Annotated in this window: 15 protein-coding genes, 1 tRNA gene and 1 pseudogene; 4 read left to right on the top strand and 13 right to left on the bottom strand. The window is 72.5% G+C overall.

The genetic code is table 11. The features are described 5' to 3' along the window. The first annotated feature begins 114 nt into the window (after positions 1-114). Positions 115-1,128 (top strand): LacI family DNA-binding transcriptional regulator, encoded by a 1,014-nt coding sequence (locus ABXS69_RS04395; RefSeq protein ID WP_366181339.1) that lies wholly within the window; start codon positions 115-117, stop codon positions 1,126-1,128. 53 nt (positions 1,129-1,181) lie between these two features. Here ABXS69_RS04395 and ABXS69_RS04390 read toward each other — a convergent pair whose 3' ends face one another. The 10 genes from ABXS69_RS04390 to ABXS69_RS04345 all read right to left on the bottom strand — a co-directional run bounded on the left by ABXS69_RS04390 (position 1,182) and on the right by ABXS69_RS04345 (position 13,134). Further along, on the bottom strand, positions 1,182-2,159 hold the full coding sequence (locus ABXS69_RS04390; RefSeq protein ID WP_366181338.1) for an ABC transporter substrate-binding protein: 978 nt from the start codon (positions 2,157-2,159) through the stop codon (positions 1,182-1,184). Beyond that, positions 2,156-2,836, bottom strand: a complete 681-nt coding sequence (locus ABXS69_RS04385; protein ID WP_366181337.1) for an ABC transporter permease subunit — start codon at positions 2,834-2,836, stop codon at positions 2,156-2,158. Before ABXS69_RS04385 ends, ABXS69_RS04390 begins: the two co-directional genes overlap by 4 nt. Further along, a complete protein-coding gene (locus tag ABXS69_RS04380) occupies positions 2,833-3,495 on the bottom strand; it encodes an ABC transporter permease subunit (protein ID WP_366181336.1) in 663 nt (220 codons plus the stop codon). The genes ABXS69_RS04385 and ABXS69_RS04380 overlap by 4 nt, the downstream gene beginning before the upstream one ends. Further along, positions 3,492-4,367, bottom strand: coding sequence for an ATP-binding cassette domain-containing protein (locus ABXS69_RS04375; protein ID WP_366181335.1), 876 nt, complete (start codon positions 4,365-4,367; stop codon positions 3,492-3,494). Before ABXS69_RS04375 ends, ABXS69_RS04380 begins: the two co-directional genes overlap by 4 nt. 388 nt (positions 4,368-4,755) lie before the next feature. Beyond that, positions 4,756-6,177: a class II fumarate hydratase gene (fumC, locus tag ABXS69_RS04370; RefSeq protein WP_366181334.1), complete on the bottom strand. Its 1,422-nt coding sequence runs from the start codon at positions 6,175-6,177 to the stop codon at positions 4,756-4,758. A gap of 158 nt (positions 6,178-6,335) precedes the next feature. Continuing rightward, positions 6,336-7,052 carry a response regulator transcription factor gene (locus ABXS69_RS04365; protein WP_366181333.1) on the bottom strand — a complete coding sequence of 239 codons (717 nt, stop codon included), beginning with the start codon at positions 7,050-7,052 and terminating at the stop codon, positions 6,336-6,338. After that, the gene (locus tag ABXS69_RS04360; RefSeq protein ID WP_366181332.1) at positions 7,049-8,380 is read right to left on the bottom strand and encodes a histidine kinase; all 1,332 of its coding nucleotides are present in this window, start codon (positions 8,378-8,380) and stop codon (positions 7,049-7,051) included. Before ABXS69_RS04360 ends, ABXS69_RS04365 begins: the two co-directional genes overlap by 4 nt. A gap of 303 nt (positions 8,381-8,683) precedes the next feature. After that, positions 8,684-8,923, bottom strand: coding sequence for a hypothetical protein (locus tag ABXS69_RS04355; RefSeq protein WP_366181331.1), 240 nt, complete (start codon positions 8,921-8,923; stop codon positions 8,684-8,686). A gap of 631 nt (positions 8,924-9,554) precedes the next feature. After that, positions 9,555-9,628: transfer RNA gene (locus tag ABXS69_RS04350), tRNA-Met, on the bottom strand. Between the two features lie 98 nt (positions 9,629-9,726). Beyond that, positions 9,727-13,134 carry a UPF0182 family protein gene (locus tag ABXS69_RS04345; protein ID WP_366181330.1) on the bottom strand — a complete coding sequence of 1,136 codons (3,408 nt, stop codon included), beginning with the start codon at positions 13,132-13,134 and terminating at the stop codon, positions 9,727-9,729. A gap of 167 nt (positions 13,135-13,301) precedes the next feature. Between ABXS69_RS04345 and ABXS69_RS04340 the strand changes: the two genes are divergently transcribed. Next, complete coding sequence (locus ABXS69_RS04340; protein WP_366181329.1) at positions 13,302-13,910, top strand: PPA1309 family protein; 609 nt, start codon at positions 13,302-13,304, stop codon at positions 13,908-13,910. Positions 13,911-13,948: 38 nt separating this feature from the next. Here the strand turns inward: ABXS69_RS04340 and ABXS69_RS04335 are convergent, their stop codons facing one another. After that, positions 13,949-15,445, bottom strand: a complete 1,497-nt coding sequence (locus ABXS69_RS04335; protein WP_366181328.1) for a zinc-dependent metalloprotease — start codon at positions 15,443-15,445, stop codon at positions 13,949-13,951. Positions 15,446-15,643: 198 nt separating this feature from the next. On the opposite strand from ABXS69_RS04335, the gene ABXS69_RS04330 reads away from it, so the two are divergent. Then, complete coding sequence (locus ABXS69_RS04330; RefSeq protein WP_366181327.1) at positions 15,644-16,855, top strand: S16 family serine protease; 1,212 nt, start codon at positions 15,644-15,646, stop codon at positions 16,853-16,855. 115 nt (positions 16,856-16,970) lie between these two features. Here ABXS69_RS04330 and ABXS69_RS04325 read toward each other — a convergent pair whose 3' ends face one another. Further along, complete coding sequence (locus ABXS69_RS04325; protein ID WP_366181326.1) at positions 16,971-18,515, bottom strand: rhamnulokinase family protein; 1,545 nt, start codon at positions 18,513-18,515, stop codon at positions 16,971-16,973. A gap of 293 nt (positions 18,516-18,808) precedes the next feature. On the opposite strand from ABXS69_RS04325, the gene ABXS69_RS04320 reads away from it, so the two are divergent. Then, positions 18,809-19,756, top strand: coding sequence for a thiamine biosynthesis protein ThiF (locus ABXS69_RS04320; RefSeq protein ID WP_366181325.1), 948 nt, complete (start codon positions 18,809-18,811; stop codon positions 19,754-19,756). 10 nt (positions 19,757-19,766) lie between these two features. Here ABXS69_RS04320 and ABXS69_RS04315 read toward each other — a convergent pair. Continuing rightward, a pseudogene (locus ABXS69_RS04315) lies at positions 19,767-21,882 on the bottom strand (ATP-dependent DNA helicase UvrD2).

The raw sequence follows: 21,882 nt of genomic DNA, 5'->3' as shown, positions 1-21,882 counted from the left end.
TTACATTCCAGTCTCAGGCTCCCGCCCCGGGGCGGGAGCCCCGGTCAGGCCCGTAGCGCGGGCGGCGCGCGGCCACGAGAGGACGGCACGATGGCCCGTGGCAGGAGCAGGAGGGTGACGCTGGTCGACGTCGCCCGGGAGGCCAGCTGCTCCGTGTCGATGGCCTCGATCGTCATGCGGGACGCCGCGGGCGCCTCCGAGGAGACCCGTCGTCGCGTCAAGGCCGTCGCCAAGCGACTCGGTTATCGGACGGACCAGAGGGCGCGGGCCCTGCGCTCGGCGCGCTCGAGCCTGATCGGGGTGACCTTCGCCGTCCACCAGCCCTTCCACGCCGAGCTCATCGAGAGCCTCTACCACGCCGTGGAGACCACCACGACGCACCGCCTCGTCCTATCCGCCGTCATCGACACGATCGATGACCGCCGCGCCGCGGATACGCTGCTGCGCGACCGCGTTGACGCGCTCATCATGGTGGCTCCCTCCATCGGCGCGGCGCGGCTGAGGAGTCTCGCCGACGAGGTGCCGGTGGTGACGATCGCCCGGCCGATCTCCAGCCCCGCGGTGGACGTCATCCGCATCGACGACCGGGGCGGGCTCACGCTCGCCGTCGACCACCTCGTCTCCCTCGGGCACCGGCGGATCGCGCATGTCGACGGCGGCACGGCGCCGTCCTCGGCCGAGCGCAGCGCCGGGTACCTGGAGGCGATGGGCTCGCACGGCCTGGGCGACGAGATCGTGGTCCTGCCAGGAGGCATCGAGCAGGAGCACGGGGTCGCCGCCGCCGCCGCGATGGTGGACAAGGCCCTGACGGCCGGCGGGCTGGAGCGCCTGCCGACCGGCGTCGTCGCCTTCAACGACCGGGTGGCCGGCGGCATCGTCCTGGGCCTGAGGGCGGCCGGGGCGGCGGTGCCGGAGCGGGTAAGCGTCGTCGGCTTCGACAACGCCCGGCGGGCGCAGGCCGGCCCGTTGCCCCTGACGACGATCGACCAGAACACGGATCTCATGGCGCGCCTGGCGCTGGAGCGCGCGATCGGCCGCGCGGCGAACAGCTACCTGCCCACCGAGCAGGTGATCGTGCCCCGGCTCGTGGTCAGGGCCTCCACCGCGGCGGCTCCGGTCCTGGGCTGACGGACGCTCCTCAGGCCTCCTGGGCGGGAGCCGGCGCCGCGGCCGGGCACCACTCAGCCCGCGAGGCCCTGGGCGGCCAGCCAGTCGGCGGCGATGACCTCGGCGGCGAGCTGCTCGCCGGTGGAGCGGGCGTTGAGGGAGCGCAGCTGACCCGGGTCCAGGCGCGCGCAGACCGCGCCGATCGCCTCCACGGCCGTGGGCGCCAGGGCCTCGGCGACCAGGGGCGTGACGCGCTGGGGCGCGATGAGCCCGGCGGGGTCCTCGAGGATCACCAGGCCATTGGCCTCGATGGCGGGATCGGAGGAGTAGATGTCGGCGACATCGACGCTCCCGTCGGTCAGGGCCTTGACGGTGAGCGGCCCGCCGGAGTCCTCCACGGGGGTGACCTCGATATCGACCCCGTAGACGGACTTGACGCCCGCCGGCCCGTAGGGGCGGGCCATGAACTCGCTGTTGGCGGCCATGCTCACCGCGCGGCCGAGGCCCGCGAGGTCGCCGATGGAGGTCAGGCCGTGCTCCTCGGCGCTAGCGCGGGTGACGGCGAAGGAGTCCTGGTCGGTCGCCTCCGCGGGGGTCAGGACCCGCAGTCCGCCGGGAAGGATCCGGGCGAGCTCCTCGTGGACGGCGTTGGCGGTGGTGGGGCCGGCGGCGGGGGCTCCGGCCCCCTCGGCTGGGCCGGCGCCCGCCGTCGCCGAGACGCGCTGGTAGTACTGCAGGAGGTTGCCGCCGTACTCGGGGATGACGTCGATGGAGCCGCTGGCGATCTCGGGCAGGTAGGCCTCGCGCTGGCCGATGCGGAACTCCCGCTGGACGGTGAGCCCCTTGGCCTCGATGGCCTGGGCGAAGAGCTCGGCGATGATCTCGTTGGAGTAGTACTGCTGGCTGCCGACGACGATGCTGCCCTCGCGGCGGTGGACGGCGAAGGGGTTCGCGTCGGAGCAGCCGGCCAGGAGGGCCGCGGCCCCGGCGCCCAGGCCCGCGAGCATGAGGCGCCGGGTGGGCCGCGTGACGGGGTGGTTCTGGCGGTTCATGAGGCCTCCTTGCGCCGCTGCCGCGATCCCGCGGGCGCGCTGGCCCGCTGGAGGAGGGCGAAGAGCCCCTCGGAGACGAGGGCCAGGGCGATCACCAGGAGCGCGGCGGCGAGCATGATCGGGTAGTCCTGGGTCTTGAGCCCGAGGAACACGAGGCGGCCCAAGCCCCCCGCGCCGGTGTAGGCGGCCAGGGTGCCCGTGGCGATGACCTGCAGGGAGGCGGCGCGCAGGCCGCCGAGCATGATCGGGGCGCCCAGCGGCATCTCGACCCGCGTGAGGATCTGCAGCGGGCTCATGCCCGTCCCCCGCGCGCCGTCGACGGCGGTGGGGTCCACGGATTCCACGCCCGAGTAGGCCCCGGCAAGGGCGGAAGGAAGCGCGAGGATGACCATCGCGATCATAGGCGCCCTCAGCCCGATGCCCAGGGCCAGGCCGAACATCGTGATGAGTCCCAGGGTGGGCAGGGCGCGCACGGCGCCGGTGAGCGCGATGACGAGGGCCCGTCCGTGGCCGGTGTGCCCGATCCACCACCCGATGGGCATGCCGATGAGGGCGGCGATCGCCACGGCGGCGAGAGAGTAGGCGACGTGCTGCGCCAGGAGCCGGGCGATGCCCATGGAGCCGGACCAGTGGGCGCCGTCGGCTATGTAGGCGAGGGCGTCGAGGAGGAGGCTCATGCGGCGGCCCTCCCCGCCCGGGCTCCCCCGCCACGGGACCAGGGCATGAGCAGGCGCCCGCCGGCGACGATGAGCAGGTCCACCAGGAGGGCGGTCAGGGCGGTCAGCAGCACGCCGGTGATGATCTCGGGCCAGACGCCCCGTTCGATGCCGTCGGTGAAGAGCCAGCCGAGGCTGCGCACGCCCAGCACCGCGCCCACCGTCGTCAGCGAGATCGTGGAGACGGTGGTCACCCGCAGGGCGGCGAGGATGGCCGGGCCCGCCAGCGGCAGCTCGACGGTGGTGAATCGGCGCAGCCGCCCCATGCCCATGGCGGTGGCGGCGTCGAGGGCGCGGTGGTCGACGGCGTCGAGGGCCTCGACGGTGGCGGGTACGAGGAGGGCCAGGGCGTACAGGGCCAGGGCGACGACGACGTTGAGCGTGGATCGGATGCCGGTGGCCAGGATGATCGGCAGGATGACGAACAGCGCGAGGGAGGGGATCGCGTAGAGGAGCGAGGCCGCGGTGGTGATGAGGCCGCGCAGGGGGCGGGCCCTCTGCGCCAGGCGCGCCAGAGGGATAGTGATGAGCAGGGCGGCGACGATCGCAGGCAGCGCCTGGGCGAGGTGGGACTCCAGGCAGCTGAGGATGAGGGCGCGGCTGGCCAGGATCCAGGTCATGGGCGCGGCACCTCGGCGGCCTCGGGCGCGGGGGCCGTTGAGGGCGGCGAGCCGACGCCGGAATCACGCACGGCCGTCTCGCGCAGGCGGGAGGCCCGGATGTCGTCGTCGAGGCCGAGGAAGCGCTCGACGAAGGCGTCGGCCGGGTGATGGAGGATCTGGGGGCCGGTGCCGCGCTGGGCGATCCGGCCGCCCTCGCGCAGGACGATGATCTCGTCACCCAGGGCCAGGGCCTCATCGACGTCGTGGGTGACGAACAGGATCGTCTTGCCCAGCTCGCGCTGGAGTCGGGCGGTCTCGGCCTGCAGCTCGCGGCGCACGAGGGGGTCGACGGCGCCGAAGGGCTCGTCCATGAGGAGGATCGCGGGGTCGGCCGCGAGGGCCCGAGCGACGCCGACCCTCTGGGCCTGCCCGCCGGAGAGCTCATGGGGGTAGCGCTCGGCCAGGGCGGGGTCGAGGCCGAGGATGTCCATGAGCTCGCGGGCGCGGTGGGCGGCGTCCGCCCGGCTCGTGCCATTGAGCCGGGGCACGAGGGTGATGTTGTCGATGACGCGGCGGTGCGGCAGGAGACCGCCGTTCTGCATGACATAGCCGATGGAGCGGCGCAGGGCGACGGGATCGCGGCCGGCGACGTCCTCGCCGTCAATGAGGACGCGCCCGCTGGTGGGCTCGACCATCCGGTTGACCATGCGCATGAGCGTGGTTTTCCCCGAGCCCGACGAGCCGAGCAGGACAGTGGTGGTTCCCTGGGCGATGGTGGCGCTGAAGGCGTCGACGGCGGGGCCCGCCGAGGCGTCCGCCCCCTGGCGCCTGGCGCGTCGGGGGACGGGATAGTGCTTGGTGACGGAGTCGAACTCGATCTCACCACTCATCGACGTGCTCTCCTCGTGGTGTGGGGCATGGGCTGCCACTCGTTCGGTCCGGGCGCCTGGAAGCGCGCCGCGGGTGACGCCGCATGAGCCAACACCCAATCTTCCCATCTCATTCCCCGCTGCTGGGAGCCACCTTCACGACCCCTTCAAATTCCCTCAAAACCCGCCTTCCCCCTCCCCCCATCGAGACCGGTCGAAAACAGGAGCGAGACCGGTCGATAATAGGACCGAGACCGGTCGAGAACAGCAACGAGACCGGTCCGCGGCGATGCCGACGACGGCGCCCGCCCTCCTATCCCGGAGGGCGGGCGCCGTCGTCGGCATCGCCGGGATAACCTGTCGGGCCGCCCCTCCTGGGCACTGGCCAGCGGTTCTCAGCGGGCGCGGCTCACTCGGCGGCGCTGGGGTGAGTCATGTCCATCGGGACGACCCAGGCGTCGAACTCCTCATCGGTGACGTAGCCGAGCTCGAGGGCGGACTCGCGCAGGGACAGGCCCTTGTGGTGCGCGTTCTTGGCGATCTTGGAGGCCTTGTCGTAGCCGATGTGGCGGTTGAGGGCGGTGACCTGCATGAGGTTGGAGTCCAGGTTCGCCTGGATCTTGTCGTGGTTGGGCTCGATGCCGTAGGCGCAGTTGGTGTCGAAGGACACGCAGGCGTCGCCCAGCAGCTGGATCGACTCCAGCACGCACCAGGCCATGACGGGCTTGAAGACGTTGAGCTGGAAGTTGCCCTGGGAGCCAGCGAAGCCGACGGTCGCGTCGTTGCCGAAGACCTTCGTGGCGACCATCGTCATGGCCTCGCACTGGGTGGGGTTGACCTTGCCGGGCATGATGGACGAGCCGGGCTCGTTCTCCGGGATGATGAGCTCACCGATGCCGTTGCGCGGGCCGGAGGCGTACCAGCGCACGTCGTTGGCGATCTTCATCAGGGCGTCGGCCAGCACGCGCAGGGCGCCGGAGACCAGCACCAGGGCGTCGTGCGCGCCCAGGGCGGCGAAGAGGTTGTCGGCCTGGGTGAACTCGACGCCGATCTCCTGGGAGATCTTCGTGGCGGTCAGGGCACCGAAGTCCGGGTGCGCGTTGAGGCCGGTGCCCACGGCGGTGCCGCCGATGGCGAGCTCGCGGGCGCGTGAGTCGGCGTAGCGGATCCCGTCGAGGGCGAAGTCGATCTGGGCGACCCAGCCGGAGATGACCTGGCCGAGGGTGATGGGCGTGGCGTCCTGCAGGTGGGTGCGTCCCACCATGACGACCTCGGCGTACTCCTTGGCCTTGGCGTCGAGGGTGTTGCGCAGCTGGAGGACGCGCGGGTACATGCGCTGGAGCTCGTCGACGACGGCGATGTGCATGGCGGTCGGGAAGGTGTCGTTGGAGGACTGGCCGCGGTTGACGTGGTCGTTGGGGTGGACGGGGGCCTTGGAGCCCATGACGCCGCCGGCCAGCTCGATGGCGCGGTTGGAGATGACCTCGTTGGAGTTCATGTTCGACTGGGTGCCCGAACCGGTCTGGAAGACGACGAGCGGGAAGTGGGAGTCGAGCTCGCCGGAGATGACCTCGTCGGCAGCGGCGGCGATGAGCTGGGCGATGTCGCCGGGGAGCTCGCCCAGCTCGCCGTTGGCGAGGGCGGCGGACTTCTTGAGCACGCCCATGGCCTTGATGAGCGGGCGGGTGAGCACGAAGGTCTCGCGGCCGATGTCGAAGTTGTGCAGGGAGCGCTCGGTCTGGGCGCCCCAGTAGCGGTCGGAGGCGACCTCGACGGTCCCCATGGAGTCGGACTCTGTGCGCGTCGTCGCGCCGGGCTTCTCAGTTGTCATGGTCCCAAGGCTAGCGAAAAGCGGGCCCACGCACCCCCGGACTCACGTCCCGCGGCACCGGGAGACCGCCAGCGCCCGCTCGGGCCGCCGGTAGGGGCAGACGGGAGAACACCCGGTCACGCCCCATGGATCTCTTGGCCATGCGCGGCGGCGCCCGGCTAGCCGGCGAGCACGCTGCCCAGGTCCACCAGACCGGTCCGCAGGGCGAGGAGGACGAGTTGGACGCGGTCGCGGCTGCCGGTCTTGGCCAGCAGGTGCGAGACGTGCGTCTTGACCGTTGCCATGGACAGCCACAGGCGATCGCAGATCTCCTGGTTGGTCAGTCCCAGGGCGATGAGGCCGAGGATCTCCCGCTCCCGCTCGGTCACCTCGGCGGGGAGGGACGACGGCGCCGCGGCGGTTCCCGCCACGCCCGGAGCCCCGGGGGCGGCCGCCGGGCCGGCCCCCGGAGCCCGGCCGTCCCGCATCGCGCTCAGCAGCCTGCGCGTGGGGCCGGGCGAGATGACTGAGTCCCCCGAGCGCACGGTGCGGATCGCGGCCGTGATCTGCTCGGGCGGCGTCGACTTGAGGAGGAATCCGGCGGCCCCGGCGTCAATCGCGCCGAGCACGTAGCCGTCAGTGTCGAAGGTGGTCAGGATGATGATGCGGCCCGGGTGGCCTGCGGCGGCGAAAGCGCGTGTCGCCTCCAACCCGTCCATGACCGGCATCTGCACGTCCATGAGGATGATGTCCACGGGGTCGGCCGCGCAGCGGCGCAGCGCGTCGGCGCCGTCGACCGCCTGCCAGGCGACCTCGATGTCCTCCTGGGCCCCCAGGATCATGGCGAGTCCGGCCGTGATGAGCCGCTCGTCGTCGGCCAGTCCCACGCGGATCATGACTGCTCCTCCCCCACCGCTGCGCTCACCGGGCCCGAGGGCAGGCGGACGGCGACCCGCCATCCACCCGCCGGTCTCGGTCCCGCGCAGAGGCTACCGCCGAGCGCCTCGACGCGCTGGCGCATCCCCGAAAGGCCGAGGCCGCTTCCCGGGCCCTCGTCCGGGCCGCCCGCGTCGTTGATGACCTCCGCCCCGCAGCCCGAGTCGGTGACCCACAGCTCGATCCGAGTGGCGGCTCCGGGGGCGTGACGCAGGATATTCGCCAGGGACTCGCGGGTGACGCGGGCCAGGGCGTCGGCCGCGCTCGCCGGCGCCTCGCACTGGGTGGTCATGCTCAGCGCCACGGGGAGCCCCGCGAGCCGGGCCTCCTGGATGATGCCGAGCAGGCTCGGACCGCTGGGTGATCGGGTGCCCGTGGCGAGAGGGCCCACTGGCGCGGGCGCCGCAGGGGTCTCGCCCGCCGACGGGCCGACCGCTGCCGAGGAGTCGCCGCGACCCGGCGCGGAGGAGGCGACGGCGATCGGCGCCTCATCGTCGCGCAGGACCTCCAGCAGGGCCCTGACCTCCTCAATGGACGCTCGCGAGGTCCGACCGATCACGGCGAGCGCCTCGTTGGCCGCTTCGGGGTCCGCGCCCATGACGGCCCGGGCGCCCTCGGCCTGCATGGCGATCGCGGACAGGGAGTGCCCGACGGCGTCGTGCACTCCTCGGGCGATGCGGTTGCGCTCGGCGGAGACCGCCAACCGCCTCTCGGCCTCCTGCTGGGCCTCGAGGACGGCCGCCCGCTCGATGGCCCGCTCGTAGCGCTCGCGGCGGCGGCGGCGGCGGGCGTCGCCGATGAAGGCGGCGAGTGTGATGACCGTCCAGGACGAGCCGAGCACGATGCACCAGTAGAGGGGCCCGTAGCCAGCGGGGTCGAGACGGTCCTGGAGCCTGATCCCGCGCGCCGCGAGGAGCAACGCGAGGCCCACCCCCATGTAGACGGAGCCGAGCAGCGCCCAGCGCCAGGGCGCGACGAGGCGGGATTGGGTGGTGATGATGGCGATGAGGGTGACGACGACGGCGAAGGCTGAGATCTGCGTGAACACGGCGATATGCGCGATCATCGCCAGCGCGCTGACGAGCACGAAGACCAGGGGATGGCGGCGCCTGACCACGAGCGCCGTCAGGCACACGACGAGCAGCGCGAGGTAGATGCCCTGCCCGGCGCCGCTGAGCCGGGGGACGGCCTCGGGCGCGGAGGCGGGGCTGCTCCACAGGATGAGGAGGGCCGCTGCCAGGCCGACGGGATCAACCTGGGCGCGCAGCCTCGCGATCGCCTTGCTCATGGGAGCAACCGTACGTGGAGGGCTCGGAGGCGGCCTCAGGCCACGGTATGAGGCTCGGCATGAGGCAGGCGCGTCAAACCCCGCGAGGACAAGGAAACGGCCCGGCAGGTGAGCGACATTCTCAACTCCATCGCTGACGCGACGCGATCACCACTATCCTGAGGGGCACGGGCCGTCCCGGAGGGGGTTAGACCCCGCCAGTCCCGGAGGACGACGGGGAGCTATGGCTCCACGTCAAGCGACCATGGTCGTCACGCGCAACGGCGAGATGAGCACCTTCGGGAGCGCCTCTGGGCTCGTTGGTCAGCTCGCGGCGGCCATGTCGATGGTCAGGTCGAGGTTGAGGGCGTGGGCGATTGACGTGGTCGTGCCCGAGGCTGGGGCGCCGGCCGTGGCCAGGGCGTCGAGCTCGTCGTCGCTGATGGCCGAGCCGTCACGGTGGTGGACGGATCCGACTCGCTGAACCCGTCCGGCGGTGACGTCCTCGTCGAGCTGGTCGTAGTAGGCCTGCTCGGCCTCGGTGAAGGCGCGGTTGTTGGTCATGGCGCTCCTTATCTCCGCGGTTGTCGTCGGTGTGAGGGATGAGGCGGTGGTGGAGGGCGATGACGGCCGCCAGCGCGGCGGTGGTCGTCCTCCTGGTCCGTCCGCTCATCTTGAGCCTCCCCTTCCGTGGTGGGTTGTAGGCTGGCCCGGTGCGGGCGGTTGGGGGCACTACTGCTGCTCCCAACCGCCCGGCCGCTCACTCGGAGCGGTCGTTGAGCGTCACGATCAGGGACGTCACTGAGATGATCAGTCCGAGGACGCTCACCACCAGGCTCACGGCATCCACGCTCCTGCTCCCTGTTGAGTTGTTCGCCGGGGGCCTCCCGACGCCCAACCTACCTGGCCGCCATTGAGGAACTCGAGGCCCTGGCCGACGGACGGGCGTCCGGGACGCCGGTCGTCTGGGACCGCGAGCACGACCAGCAACACCGCCAGCAATAGGGCCGAGCCATCACCATGCACGAACTGACACGGCCGCCCCCAGCTGTCAACGCCATCAACGAACGACCCCGCACCAGCACAAACCGTCGTACAAGCCGGGGCGCCGCCGACGGCTCGCGGGTCCCCGCCCCGTACGCGCCCGGAACGCAGGAGTCCCCGGCACCTGCTGGTGCCGGGGACTCCGGTCTCGTAGCGGGGACAGGATTCGAACCTGCGACCTCCGGGTTATGAGCCCGGCGAGCTACCGAACTGCTCCACCCCGCGTCGGCGAGTGAAACTCTAGCCCGGGCCCTCGCCCGCCTTCAAGCCAGCAGAGCGTGCCCTTCCTCACCAGGAGCCCGGCCGGCCGGCCCCCGTGGCCCCTACTTACCGTTCAGCCTCCCCTGGGCGTCGGCGGCCCGGGAGATCGCCGCGTCGAGGCGCTTCTGCGCGTCGCCGTAGGCCGTCCAGTCGGCGGACTTGAGCGCCTTGTCAGCATCGCTTATCGCCGTCCGCGCGTCAGCGAGGGCGGTCTGGAGGTCCGTCGCCGGATCGCCGGTCGAACCGGTCGCGGAGGCGCTGGGGGCGGGTGAGGCGGGCGCCGTCGTCGCCGGGGAGCCCGGAGCGGTCGTCGGCGCGGGGCTGGCCGCCGCTGAGGGACCCGCGGCGGGAGCGCCCGAGTCCGCCCCGCCGGAGTCGATGGGCGCCGTCGAGGTGCCGTTGGCGGCGGCGGCGTCGCCGTTGACCTCCTCCTGGCCCGTCTTGGCCCCGGAATCACCGCCGAAGACCTGATCGAGCGCGCCGGACAGGTTGTCCGCGAAGCCCACCTTGTCCCCGAAGGACACCAGGACCTTGCGCAGCAACGGGTACTGCGTGCCCGAGGACGACTGGACGTACACCGGCTGGACGTACAGCAGGCCGCCTCCCACCGGGAGGGTCAAGAGGTTCCCCTTGATCACCTGGGAGCCCTGCTGGGACAGCAGGTTGAGCACCGTCGAAGCCTCGTTGTAGGAGTTGAAGTTGCCCTGGACCTGGCCGGGGCCGGGGATATTCGAGGACCTGGGCAGCTCGAGGACGCGTATCTTGCCGTAGTTCGGGTTGCGCACCCCCGGCTGGCCGGAGGAGGTCTCGGAGTCCACCGCCATGAAGGCCGTGAGCACCGTGCGCCCGGGGAAGATGAAGACGCTGGACAGGGAGAAGCTCGCCGCGTCCTGGTCCGGCATCTTCAGGCTCAGGTAGTAGGGGTCCTGCGGGGACTCGCCCTGCCTGCTCGGGTCGGCGTCCCGGGTCGGGTCGTCGGGGACCTGCCAGAAGTCGCCGCCGGAGTAGAAGCTGGCGGGATCCTGGACGTGGTACTTCGCCATGATGGAGCGCTGCACCTTGAACAGGTCCTCCGGGTAGCGCATATGCGCCATGAGGTCTGCGCTCATCTGACTCATCGGCGTGACCGTGCCAGGGAGCGCCTTGGACCAGGCCTTGAGGATCGGGTCGTCCTGGTCCCACTCGAACAGGCGCACCGAGCCGTCGTAGGCGTCGACGACCGCCTTGACGGAATTGCGCACGTAGTTCGACTCCTCGGGCGCCCTCACCAGCGCGTTCGACCCGGTGGCCGCCGTGAGCGAGTCGTGCTGGGAGTACGGGTAGTTGTTCGTCGTCGTGTAGCCGTCGAGGATCCACAGGACGCGCTTGGGGGTCGAGGGGTCGTCATCGTCGTCCACGACGGCCGGGTAGGGGTTGCCGTCCAGCGTGAGCCAGGGGGCGACCTTGGCGACGCGCTTGGCGGGATCGCGGTCGTACAGGATCTGGGAGCCCTCCCGGACCTCCTTGGAGAACAGGAGGTTCATCTCCTGGAACTTCACCGCGTACAGCAACCGGTTCCAGTAGTTCGACACGCTCGGGCCGCCGTCGCCGGCGAAGGTCGAGTTCACCTGGCCGTTTGGGGCGTTGTCATCGGGGTAGTCGAGCTCGTGGGGGCTACCGCCGTCGTCCCCGCCGACGATCGAGTACCTGGGGGAGGACTGGCCGAAGTAGATGCGCGGCTCGTAGGAGCCCAGATCACCCTGGGAGGGGATGCCCCCCTCCCAGAACGCGGGGCTGCCATCGGAGGCCACCGTGTTCCCGTAGGCGGTGACGACGCCGTAGCCATGGGTGTAGACGGTGTGGTCGTTGATCCAGGTCCGCTGGTCCTGGCCGACCCCGTTGAGGTTGAGCTCGCGCACCGCGATGACGGTGTCCCGGCTGCTGCCGTTGATCTGGTAGCGGTCGACGTTCAGGCGGGGCTGGAAGGAGTAGTACTGCTTGTTCTGCTGGACCTGGCGGAAGGTCGGGGAGATCTGGCCCGGGTCGAGCAGGCGGATCGACGCCGTCGACTCCGCGTCCTCCAGCAGCTGGCCCGGCTCGGCCGTGGTCTTGGCGTCATAGGCGGTCAGGCTGGCGTCCTTCAGGCCGTAGGCGGCGAGCGTGGCGTTGATGTTGCGGCCGATGTACTCCGACTCCTCGCGCTGCGCGTTGGGCTCGACGACGAAGCGCTGGACGACCACCGGGTAGCCGGTCCCGATGACCAGGGCCGAGGCGACCATGACGACGACGCCGATGATGGGCAGCCGCCACGAGCTGGAGCGGATCGAGGCGATGAACAGCACCGCGATGACGACGGCGATGGCCGCCAGGATCGCCTGGGCGGGCAGGACCGCGTTGACGTCGGTGTAGGCGGCGCCGTCGAACCTGGAGTTCGAGGAGTGCAGCGAGGTGTAGCGGGTCAGCCAGTAGCGCGCGCCCAGCAGGAGGCTGAGGGCCGCCATGAAACCGGTGAGGTGGATGCGCGCGGCGCGGGTGACGTGCTGGGCGCGCGCCACCGCGATCCCGCCGTAGAGGTAGTGGACGGCCACGCTCGCCAGGCCCGCGAAGATGACCACGCGGATGAGGAAGCCGACCACCGCGGTGAGCACCGGCAGGATGAAGACGTAGAAGGAGATGTCCTTGCCGAACTGCGGGTCGGTCACCCCGAAGGGCTCGGCGTTGAGGGCCAGGAGGAACTGCTGCCACTTGGGCGCGAGCTCCCAGGCCGCGCCGAACAGCGCCAGGAGCGCCGGGATGAGCCAGGCCAGGCGCCGGCGGGAGGGCTCGACGAGCGTGCGGTAGGCCTCCAGGTTGCGAGTGGCCTCATCGGTGGGGATCTCGATCTCGCGGGCGCGGTAGGCCGCGGCCATCGCGCCGCCGGTGGCCAGGAACATGATGACGAACCCGATGACGAACAGCGCCCCCGCGCTGACCAGGTGGGTCCAGAAGACCCGCTGGTAGCCCAGCTGGTTGAACCAGAGGACTTCCGTCCACGAGCGCGAGAGGAAGCCGATGAGCGCCGCCGCCCCGGCCAGGATGCCGATCGTCAGGGAGAGCGGTCCCGGGCGCCGGGAGGGGGCGGCGCCGCTGGAGGGCCGGCGGGCACGGCCGCCGTCGCGCCCATCATCGCCATGAGATCCACCGGAGCCCCCGGAGCCGCCGCTTCCACCGCGGGAGCCCCCGTCCCCGCCGTCGTCCGACGAGGCGGGGTCATGGGCCTTGAGGGCATCGCCGAGGTGGCGCAGGAAAGCGGCGTCTCCCTCGAAGAACATTCCCGAGCGGACGCGGTCCTCCTTGCTGGGCTCGTCAGCGGAGCCCGCTGAGCCCCCGGGATTCCCCGACCCCTTCGCCCCCTCCGGCTCCTTGGCGCCCTCAGACGGGGTCCGGCGCGCGTCCTCGGGCCGGTCGGGATCTGGCTGCTCGATGGGATCGTCGTCGGACCTGTTGCTCACGATCACGCTCCATGGCTGGTGCCGCGCGACCCTCGCGCGGGCTGAGTCGGCGCCGAGGCGCCCGGGCCCCATGGTCCCATAGGCGCGAGACGGCGATCAAAGCGGGCCGCTCCGGTCGGCGCCGGGATCGGCCGGAGGAAGGGGAGAAAGGGTGCGAGGATAGGCCCATGACTCAGTCGACCACCCCTGGGGAGAACCCGTCCGTCACTGGGACCGCGCGCCGCCTCGCGCTCGGCTCGCCGCGCCACGTCGCCCTGGCCGACGCCGTCATGGAGCTCGAGGAGCACATGGCGAAGCAGGGCTGGGACGCCCCCGTGGCGGTCTTCGCGCTGGTGCGCACCTCGGCGGCCCTCCAGGCCGACCCCTCCCTGGCCGACCTCCTGGACCCTGGCGCCGTGGAGGCGGCGAGGAGGAACCCGGAGTCGCTCATGATCGTCGAGCAGGAGGACCTGCCGCCCTCGTCCACGCTGGAGGACCTGCTCACCCAGCTCGCCTGGCCGATGAGCGTCGACGGCGTGGCCGTGTCCGCGGAGCGCATCATCCTGCCGGCGGAGGCGGAGGAGGAGGCCGCCGCGATCGAGGACGAGGCCGAGCAGCTGGCCTACCTGGAGAGCCGGCAGGATCGCGAGGAGGTTCGCGTCGTCGTCGGGGCGCTGCGCTCCAATGAGGCGTGGTGCGCGGTGCGCGCCCGCTCCCAGGACTCCCCCGCCATGGTCGCCCAGGGCCCCGATCTGGTGCCGGGGCTGGCGGAGGCCCTACGGGCAACCTTCATCTGAGCCTCGTCCTCATCTGCCCCTCGTCCGGGCGCCGGGGCTCAGTCCTCCCCGCTGGGGGCGCCGGGCCGGCCCGGGTCGACCCCCTCGTCCCGCTCCCCGCGCCCGCCCTGATCGGCCCTGTCCGCCTCACGGGCGGCGTCGGTGTAGCCCAGGGTACCGTCGAGCAGCGAGGCGAGATCGGCGTCCATCTCGGCGTCCATGTCCTTGTCCGCCTGCCGCATCGTCAGGAAGTCCTCGGGGTGGGCGAGCTCGGAGGCGGTGGGCATGACGTCGGGGTGCTGCCAGAAGGCGTCGCGCTCGGCGTCGCCGGCCTCCGCGCCGATGCGCCGCCACAGCTCGGCCGCCTCACGGGCGAGCCGGGGGCGGAACTCCAGGCCGATGAGCTGGGCGAAGACCTGCTCAGCGGGGCCGCCCGCGGCGCGACGGCGCCGCATCATCTCGGCCAGCGCCATGCCTCGCGGCAGATGCGGGGCGATCGCCCGCTCGGTGACCACCTGCACCCAGCCCTCGATGAGGGCCAGGAGGGTCTCGAGACGGCCGAGGGCCTCGAGTTGCTCGGGGCCGGACCGCGGGGAGAACATCCCTCCGGCCAGGGCAGCCTGGATCGCCTCGGGGTCATGCGGGTCCACCTGCGCCACGGCCGCCTCGACGGCGTCGGTGTCGATGGCGATGCCGCGGGCGTAGGCCTCAACGGCGCTCATGACCTGCCCGCGCAGCCAGGGGACATGCGCGTAGAGGCGCGCGGTGGCGGCCTCCCGCACGGCGAAGAACATCCGCACCTCCTCCTCGTCCTCCTCCAGCTCGGCGGCGAAGGCGCTGATATTGGCGGGCAGGAGGGCGGTGCCGGGCTCTCGGGTCAGCGGCAGGCCGACCTCGGTGGAGGCGACGGCCTCCTGCGCGAGCCGCCCGATGGCGTGGCCGAGTTGCATGCCGAAGGCGGCGCCGGCCATGGCGCGCACGATCGCCTCCAAGGCGCCGACCTGCTTGGCGGCCTCGCCCACCGCCTCACCCCCCACGGCATCGCCAACGTCCCGCATCTGGTGGGCCAGGGCCTCAGAGAGGGCGCGAGTGGCGGCCTGGGCGACGGGCGCGCAGACGTCCTTCCAGACGGGCATGGTCCGAGTGACCCAGGCCTCGCGGCTCCAGGCCTCGCGCCCACCAGGGGCCGGCATGAGCTCGGTAGCAGTGTCCAGCCAGAGATCGGCGACGGTCAGGGCCTGGCGGACGGCCTGGGCCTGCGCGGCCGTGACGGTGGGGTCGCCGCCCTCGCGAGCCTGGTGGAGGGCGAGGTCACGGCCCATGGTCCAGTTGACGGGCTCGGACGACGAGGCGGCGAGCATCTGGGACAGCTGCGCGCGCATCGCCATGGCCTGCCCGGGGCTCATGCGCGCGAGCTCCTCCATCCCGCCCATCGAGGCGAGCCGCTCAGGATCGATGCCGGAGGATCGCAGGGCGGCGACGGCATCGCGCGCGGTCTGCGGGCCGAGGATCGCGGAGAGGAGCTCCTCAAGCGTCTCGAAGGGGTCCTCGCTCATGGGGTTCCTCCCTGGCGGTGATGACTGGCTGGTGTCGGGGCGGTGCCGGGACGCGAGGGCAGAAGGAGCCACCCGCAGGGCACAGGACGATCGTGCCACGGTCCCCTGCGAGCCGGGCACGCGCTTCGCCCGCAGCGCGATGACGGAATGGGCCGGGCGTGTGGGCGCGGCGCCGCCCCGTGGGCCATGATGGGGCCCGTGACCGAGCATTCCGACCCGACGCTCCCCTCCTCCGGCTCACCCGCCAGCGCGCCGACCGCCGCGGCTCCGGACCCGGGGGCCGCCCCTGAGGCCGCCGCTGGGGGCCGCCCGCGCATCGCCCACCCGTGGCGCTGGCTCCTGGCCGGGATGGCGCTGGGGATCCTGGCCTTCATCGCGGCGGCGACGATCCCCGTCCCGAAGGTCATCGAGAGCCCGGGGCGCACCTGGAACGTGCTCGGCACCGTCCAGTCCGGGGGCCAGTCCACCGATCTCATCAACGTCTCGGGCACCGAGACCTATCACGCGCGGGGCGCGCTGCGGATGACCACGGTGGCGGTCTCCGGCTGCCCGGGCTACCCGGTGACCGCGCTGGACGTCATCCACGCCTGGTTCGACCCCGATGAGGTCGTGCTCGACCGCGACAAGGTCTGCCCCAAGGGCGTCACCGCCGAGCAGCAGCACGAGGTGGAGCAGGCCCAGTTGACGAGCTCGCAGGACACGGCGGTGACCGCCGCTCTCCTGGAGACCGGGCTGGCGGACTCCATGGTCCTCACCGTGCGGGGCACCTCGCAGGAGCGGGGCGACGGCGTGTTCAGGGCCGGGGATGTCATCCGCTCGATCACGCCCGCGGGAGGGCGGACGACGGCCCCGGCCACCTACGCCCAGCTCCAGGAGCTCATGACCACCATCGCGCCGGGCGCCGAGGTCCAGGTCGTGGTGAGCCGCGACGGGCAGGACGTCACCCTGGCGATGACGACCCTCGCCCCGGGGAAGGACTCGGGCCGCGAGGGCTCGCTCCTGGGCGTCATGCTCGATGTGCGCGCGAACTCCGATGTCAACGCGACCTTCTCCCTGTCGGACGTGGGCGGGCCGAGCGCCGGCTCGATGTTCGCCCTCGGCATCGTCGACAAGGTCACCCCGGGGGATCTCACCGGCGGCAAGGACATCGCCGGGACGGGGACGATCTCCGCCGATGGCGCGATCGGGCCCATCGGCGGCATCGCCCAGAAGATGGCGGGCGCCTCCAACGCCGGGTCGCGCTACTTCCTCGCCCCCGCGGGCAACTGCGGGGACGTCCTGGGCCACGAGCCCGAGGGCATGGAGGTCTACGCGGTGTCCAACCTGCATGAGGCGGTGCGGGCCGCCGAGGGCATCGCCGCCGACGACACCTCGTCCCTCACCACCTGCCAAGCGGTCGCCTCCCGCTGACCCCCTCAGATCGAGACCGGTCGAAAAACGCACCGAGACCGGTCGAAAACAGCGACGAGACCGGGTCCCCGTCCACAGGCGCCCGACGCCCGCCCCCCACCCGCGGGGCTGTGGTTCACGACTGGGTCAGGGGCTCTCCGAATACCCGGCGCTCAGCAGCGTCCCAGGCGGCCGCGGCGTCGGGGCTCGGCGCGTACTCCACGATCTCCGAGGAGGCCCGCACCAGGGAGCGCAACTGCGCCAGGTCGCCATCGATGAGCCCGACGCCGCGGGCCGCGACGGCGATGCTCCCCAGCGCCGCTGCCTCGACGGGTCCCGCCACCACGCGCAGGCCGGTGGCGTCCGCGGTCAACTGGCACAGGAGGCGGTTGCGAACTCCCCCGCCGACCATGTGCAGAACGCCCACCCGCTTGCCCGACAGCGCCACGGCCTCGCGCACGGCTCTCCGGTAGGCGAGGGCGAGGGACTCGTTGATGCACCGCGCGTACTCGCCGATCGTGCGGGGGCGCGGCTGCCCGGTCGCACGGGCGGCGTCATCGATGCGGGCGGCCATGTCCCCCGGGGCCCGGAAGGAGCCGTCGTCGAGGTCGATGATGGTGCGCAGCGGCTCGCTGGACTCGGCGGCGGCATCGAGGTCCGCCAGGGAGACGTCGAGCCCCTGGCGCCCCCAGGTGCGCACGGCCTCGTTGAGCGCCCACAGCCCCACGACGTTCTTGAGGTATCGCACTGTCCCGTCGACGCCGAGCTCGTTGGTGAAGTTGGCTCGCCGGGAGGCCTCGGAGAGCACGGGTCGGTCCAGCTCAAGCCCCACATGCGACCAGGTCCCGCAGGACACGTATGCGAAGTCCTCGTCTTGGGCGGGCACGGCGACGACGGCGGAGGCGGTGTCGCGCGAGCCGACGGCGACCACGGGCGTGGGCGCGCCGTCCGGCCCGAAGACCTCGAGGGCGTCGCGGCGCACGGGTCCGATGACGGCGCCCGCCTCGATCGTCTCGGGGAGCACGCCCACCAGGTCCAGGCCCACGTCCGTGCGCAGGCGCTCAACCAGCGGGCGGGACCAGCTGCGGGTCCTCACATCCACCAGGCCGGTGGTCGAGGCATTCGTGACCTCGGCGTACATCGATCCAGTGAGCCAGCAGGCGATGAGGTCGGGAAGGAGGAGCAGCGTCCGGGAGGGCAGGCCGTTTCCGGGGGTGGGCAGGCCGCCGTCGAGGTCCTCGGCGAGGAGCTGGAAGACGGTGTTGAACTCCTGCACCTGCAGGCCGTTGATGCGGTAGAGCTCCCCGGCGGGGATCGCCGCGAAGAGCCGCTCGGGCATCCCTTTGGTGCGCGGGGAGTTGTAGGCACTCACCATGCCAGCGGGGACGCCGTTGCCATCGACCAGGCCGTAGTCGACGCTCCAGGCGTCCACGCCGATGGCGGACAGGGGTCCGATATCGCGCACCGCGGTGAGCAGCCCCTCGCGGATCTCGCTCCACAGGCGCAGGACGTCCCAGTAGAGGCGCTCACCGGCGCGGGTGGGCAGGGGGATGGCGCTGTTGGAGAAGCGCCGCGTCTCGGTCAGGGTGATGCGGCCGTCGTCGATGGTGCCGACGATGACCCTCCCCGCGGATGGCCCCAGGTCGATGGCCCCGATGCGGATCGGCGTGCTGCTGCTCATGTCTCCTCCTGCGCTTGGCGCTCCGGGAGGCGTCGGCAGTACCGCCCGCCCGGCGCATCGCACAAGGTACCCCGATGCCGGCCTCGCCGCCGTAGGACCCGCCCCGCCCCGTGACCGAGACCGGTCGAAAACCGCGTCGAAACCGGTTCCCAGCCTGCGGAGAAGGGCGGTTTTCCACAGATCCGCCCGCGCCCCTGGCACGGCGCCGCCTGGGGTGCCAGGCTGATCCCGGCCGCCCCACCACCGGTTCACCGGTCCCCCGTTCCCATGGCGGCCGTGAGGAGTGCGTCGTCATGCGTCTGCGCGGAGCGTCCCCCGTCCTGTGGCGGGGCCACGGAGAGTGCCAGATCGGAGCCGAGGCGGGCAACGCCGTCGTCCTGAAGGGGATGAGCGCGGCGGAGCAGCGGCTCATCGACCGCCTCGACGAGGGCATCGACAGGGTCTCGCTGTCCCGCTCCGCGCGCCTGGCCGACCTGCCCCTGCGCCGCGCCCACGAGCTCGTCGGGAGGCTGCGCGAGGCCGGGATGCTGCGTGAGGAGCCGCTCCCGGACGGGGGGCGCGAGGCCGACGACATCCTGTACTGGGAGCGCCTGCGCTCCCCCGGCGGCGCCTCGGCGCGCGCCCAGCGCCTGGGCGAGGCCCGCTTGGCGGTCCTGGGGCGCCTCGACGACGGGGCGCCGGGGGCGATCGCCCGTGAAGCCATCACCTTCCTCGCCGAGGCCGGGGTGGGCACGGTCCTGGCCGAGGACCCGTCCCTCGACGCCGCTGTCGCCCAGTCCTTCCCGACGACGGCTCGGCGGGCCCCGCTGCGCGCGCTCCCCGACCTCATGCTCACCGTGGAGCCGCATCTCATCGATCCGGTCCGGGCGCGGAGCCTGGCGCGGGCCGACGCCCCTCATCTGCCGGTGGTGGTGCGGGAGGTGAGCGTGCGAGTCGGCCCGCTGATGGAGCCGGGCCGGGCCCTGTGCGCGGCCTGCCTCGATCTGCATGAGCGGGATGCCGACCCGCGTTGGCCGGCGGTGGCCACGCAGGAGCGCGGACTGCCCGCGCCGCGCATCGAGCGGCTTCTGGCGCATCAGGCGTCGGGGCTCGTGGCGAGGGCGGTGCTGGAGGTGCTGGCCGATGGGCCGGGGACGTGGGCGGCCCGCAGCCTGGAGATCTCCGGGCCGGAGCCCCTGGGGCTGGAGCGGCGGTGGCTGCCGCACCCGGAGTGCGCCTGCGCGGCGCTGGAGTCGGAGTAGGCCGGGCGCCCTAGCCGGCCTGCTCGCGGACGATGGCGAGGACGGCCTCGGAGTAGGCCTCGATCTTGACCGGGCCCACGCCGCGGATGAGGGCGAGCTGCTGACGGGTGCCCGGTTTGACGACGGCGATGGACCGCAGCGTCGTATCCGCGAAGACCGTGTAGGCCGGCACGGAGCGCCCCTTGGCCTCCTCGGCCCGCCAGGCGCGCAAGGCCTCGAACAGGGCGATGGTGGCCGGGGCGTTCTCCTGCTCGAAGAGGGCGGCGGCCTCCTTGGCGCGGGCGCGCGGCGAGGAGCCGCCACCGCCCCGGCGGCGCTCCCCGCTTCCCGCCGCGCCGACGTCGGTGGGCCAGAGGCCGTCGAGGAAGCGGGAGTGGCGGCGGGAGGCGCGGCCCCCGGGGTGACGGGCGCGGGCGTAGGAGATGAGGAGGTGCTCGCGGGCGCGGGTGACGCCCACGTAGAGCAGGCGCCGCTCCTCCTCCAGGGCGGCGGGCCCCTCGGCCAGGGAGATCGGCAGGAGCCCCTCGCAGGCGCCGACGAGGAGCACCGCGTCCCATTCCAGGCCCTTGGCGGCGTGGAGGGAGGACAGGGTGACGCCGTCGACCGTGGGGGCGTTCTGCGCATCGGCGCGCTCGGTGAGCTCGGCGATGAGGGAGTCGAGGCTGGAGCCGGGGCGGGGGGCGAGCTCGTCCGCGAGGGAGATGATGGCGTTGAGGGAGTCCCAGCGCTCGCGCTGGGCGCCGCGGGCGGCGGGGGGCTGCTCGGCCCACCCCTCGCGGGCGAGGATCTCCCGGGCGTCGCGGGCGACGTCCCCGGTGAGCGTGGCGGCCTCGGTGCGGGCGGCGCCGCGCAGCAGCACCATGGCGCGCTTGACCTCGTCGCGCTCGAAGAACCGCTCCCCGCCGCGCACGAGGTATCCGATGCCCGCGGAGGCCAGCGCCTGCTCGATGGCCTCGGACTGGGAGTTGGTGCGGTAGAGGACGGCGATCTCGGACAGGGGCACCCCGGAGGCGGTGAGCCGCCCCACCTGCTCGACGACGCCCGCGGCCTCGGCGGTGTCATCCTCGTAGGAGTCGAAGCGGACGGCGGGGCCGCTGGGGCGCTGGGCGACGAGCTCGACGGCTCCGGCGGGCAGGCGCAGCGCCCCTGACCCGCGCCGGGAGCGGGCGAGTACCCGGTTGGCCAGGGAGACGACCTGCGGAGTGGAGCGGTAGTCGCGGTTGAGGCGGATGACGCGGGCGCCGTCGTACCGGGAGGCGAACCCGGTGAGGAAGTCCGGGGTGGCGCCGGCGAAGGAGTAGATGGTCTGGGAGACGTCCCCGACGACGCACAGCTGGCGGCGCCGCCCGAGCCACAGGTCCAGCAGGCGCTGCTGGATCGGGGAGACGTCCTGGTACTCGTCGACCACAAAGTGCTTGTACTGGCTCCTCACGCGGGCGGCGATGTCCTCCCGCTCGGCGAGGATGCCGGCGAGGATGAGCAGGACGTCCTCGAAGTCGATGACGCCGCGCTCGCTCTTGGCCTCCTCGTAGAGGTGGAGGACGGAGGCGATGGTGCCGGCATCGAGCCCGGCGGCGCCGCGCCCGCGCGCGGTGGCGGCCTGGGCGTAGTCCTCGGGGAGGGTGTTGGTGACCTTGGCCCATTCGATCTCCGCGGCGAGGTCCCGGATGAGGGCGCGGTCCGTTCCCAGGCCGAGCCGGGATGCGGCGACGGCGATGAGGGGGGCCTTGCCGGGCTGGAGGGGGAGGATCCGCCCGCCGACGGCGCTGGGCCAGAAGTAGCGGAGCTGGCTGAGGGCGGCGGAGTGGAAGGTGCGGGCCTGGGCGCCCTCGACGCCCAGCGCGCGCAGGCGGCCGCGGAGCTTCGCCCGCGGCCTTCTTGGTGAAGGTGAGGGCGAGGAGCTGGTGGGGGTGGTAGGCGCCGACGGCGACGCCGTGGGCGATGCGGTAGGTGATGGCGCGGGTCTTGCCGGTGCCAGCACCAGCAAGCACGCACAGGGCGCCCTCCACATGCTCGGCGACGGCGCGCTGATCGGGGTCGAGGGCGTCGAGCAGCTGGGCGGGGCTCAGCGGCCGCCCGGCCCGGGTGGGGCCGGGGGCGTCGGGGGTCGGGCTGGGCTTGCTCAT

It is taken from the genome of Actinomyces timonensis (assembly GCF_040702965.1).
GTDB classification, from domain to species: domain Bacteria; phylum Actinomycetota; class Actinomycetes; order Actinomycetales; family Actinomycetaceae; genus Actinomyces; species Actinomyces timonensis_A.
The sequence above is the reverse complement of the archived record's forward strand: the minus strand, read 5'-3'. Positions and strand labels throughout refer to the sequence as shown.

Excerpts from the sequence above, each read along its gene's own strand:
- ABXS69_RS04340 (WP_366181329.1), top strand. The coding sequence starts at position 13,302 with ATGACTCAGTCGACCACCCCTGGGGAGAACCCGTCCGTCACTGGGACC.
- ABXS69_RS04360 (WP_366181332.1), bottom strand. The coding sequence starts at position 8,380 with ATGAGCAAGGCGATCGCGAGGCTGCGCGCCCAGGTTGATCCCGTCGGC.
- ABXS69_RS04365 (WP_366181333.1), bottom strand. The coding sequence starts at position 7,052 with ATGATCCGCGTGGGACTGGCCGACGACGAGCGGCTCATCACGGCCGGA.
- ABXS69_RS04325 (WP_366181326.1), bottom strand. The coding sequence starts at position 18,515 with ATGAGCAGCAGCACGCCGATCCGCATCGGGGCCATCGACCTGGGGCCA.
- ABXS69_RS04380 (WP_366181336.1), bottom strand. The coding sequence starts at position 3,495 with ATGACCTGGATCCTGGCCAGCCGCGCCCTCATCCTCAGCTGCCTGGAG.
- fumC (WP_366181334.1), bottom strand. The coding sequence starts at position 6,177 with ATGACAACTGAGAAGCCCGGCGCGACGACGCGCACAGAGTCCGACTCC.
- ABXS69_RS04335 (WP_366181328.1), bottom strand. The coding sequence starts at position 15,445 with ATGAGCGAGGACCCCTTCGAGACGCTTGAGGAGCTCCTCTCCGCGATC.
- ABXS69_RS04385 (WP_366181337.1), bottom strand. The coding sequence starts at position 2,836 with ATGAGCCTCCTCCTCGACGCCCTCGCCTACATAGCCGACGGCGCCCAC.
- ABXS69_RS04375 (WP_366181335.1), bottom strand. The coding sequence starts at position 4,367 with ATGAGTGGTGAGATCGAGTTCGACTCCGTCACCAAGCACTATCCCGTC.
- ABXS69_RS04320 (WP_366181325.1), top strand. The coding sequence starts at position 18,809 with ATGCGTCTGCGCGGAGCGTCCCCCGTCCTGTGGCGGGGCCACGGAGAG.
- ABXS69_RS04355 (WP_366181331.1), bottom strand. The coding sequence starts at position 8,923 with ATGACCAACAACCGCGCCTTCACCGAGGCCGAGCAGGCCTACTACGAC.
- ABXS69_RS04390 (WP_366181338.1), bottom strand. The coding sequence starts at position 2,159 with ATGAACCGCCAGAACCACCCCGTCACGCGGCCCACCCGGCGCCTCATG.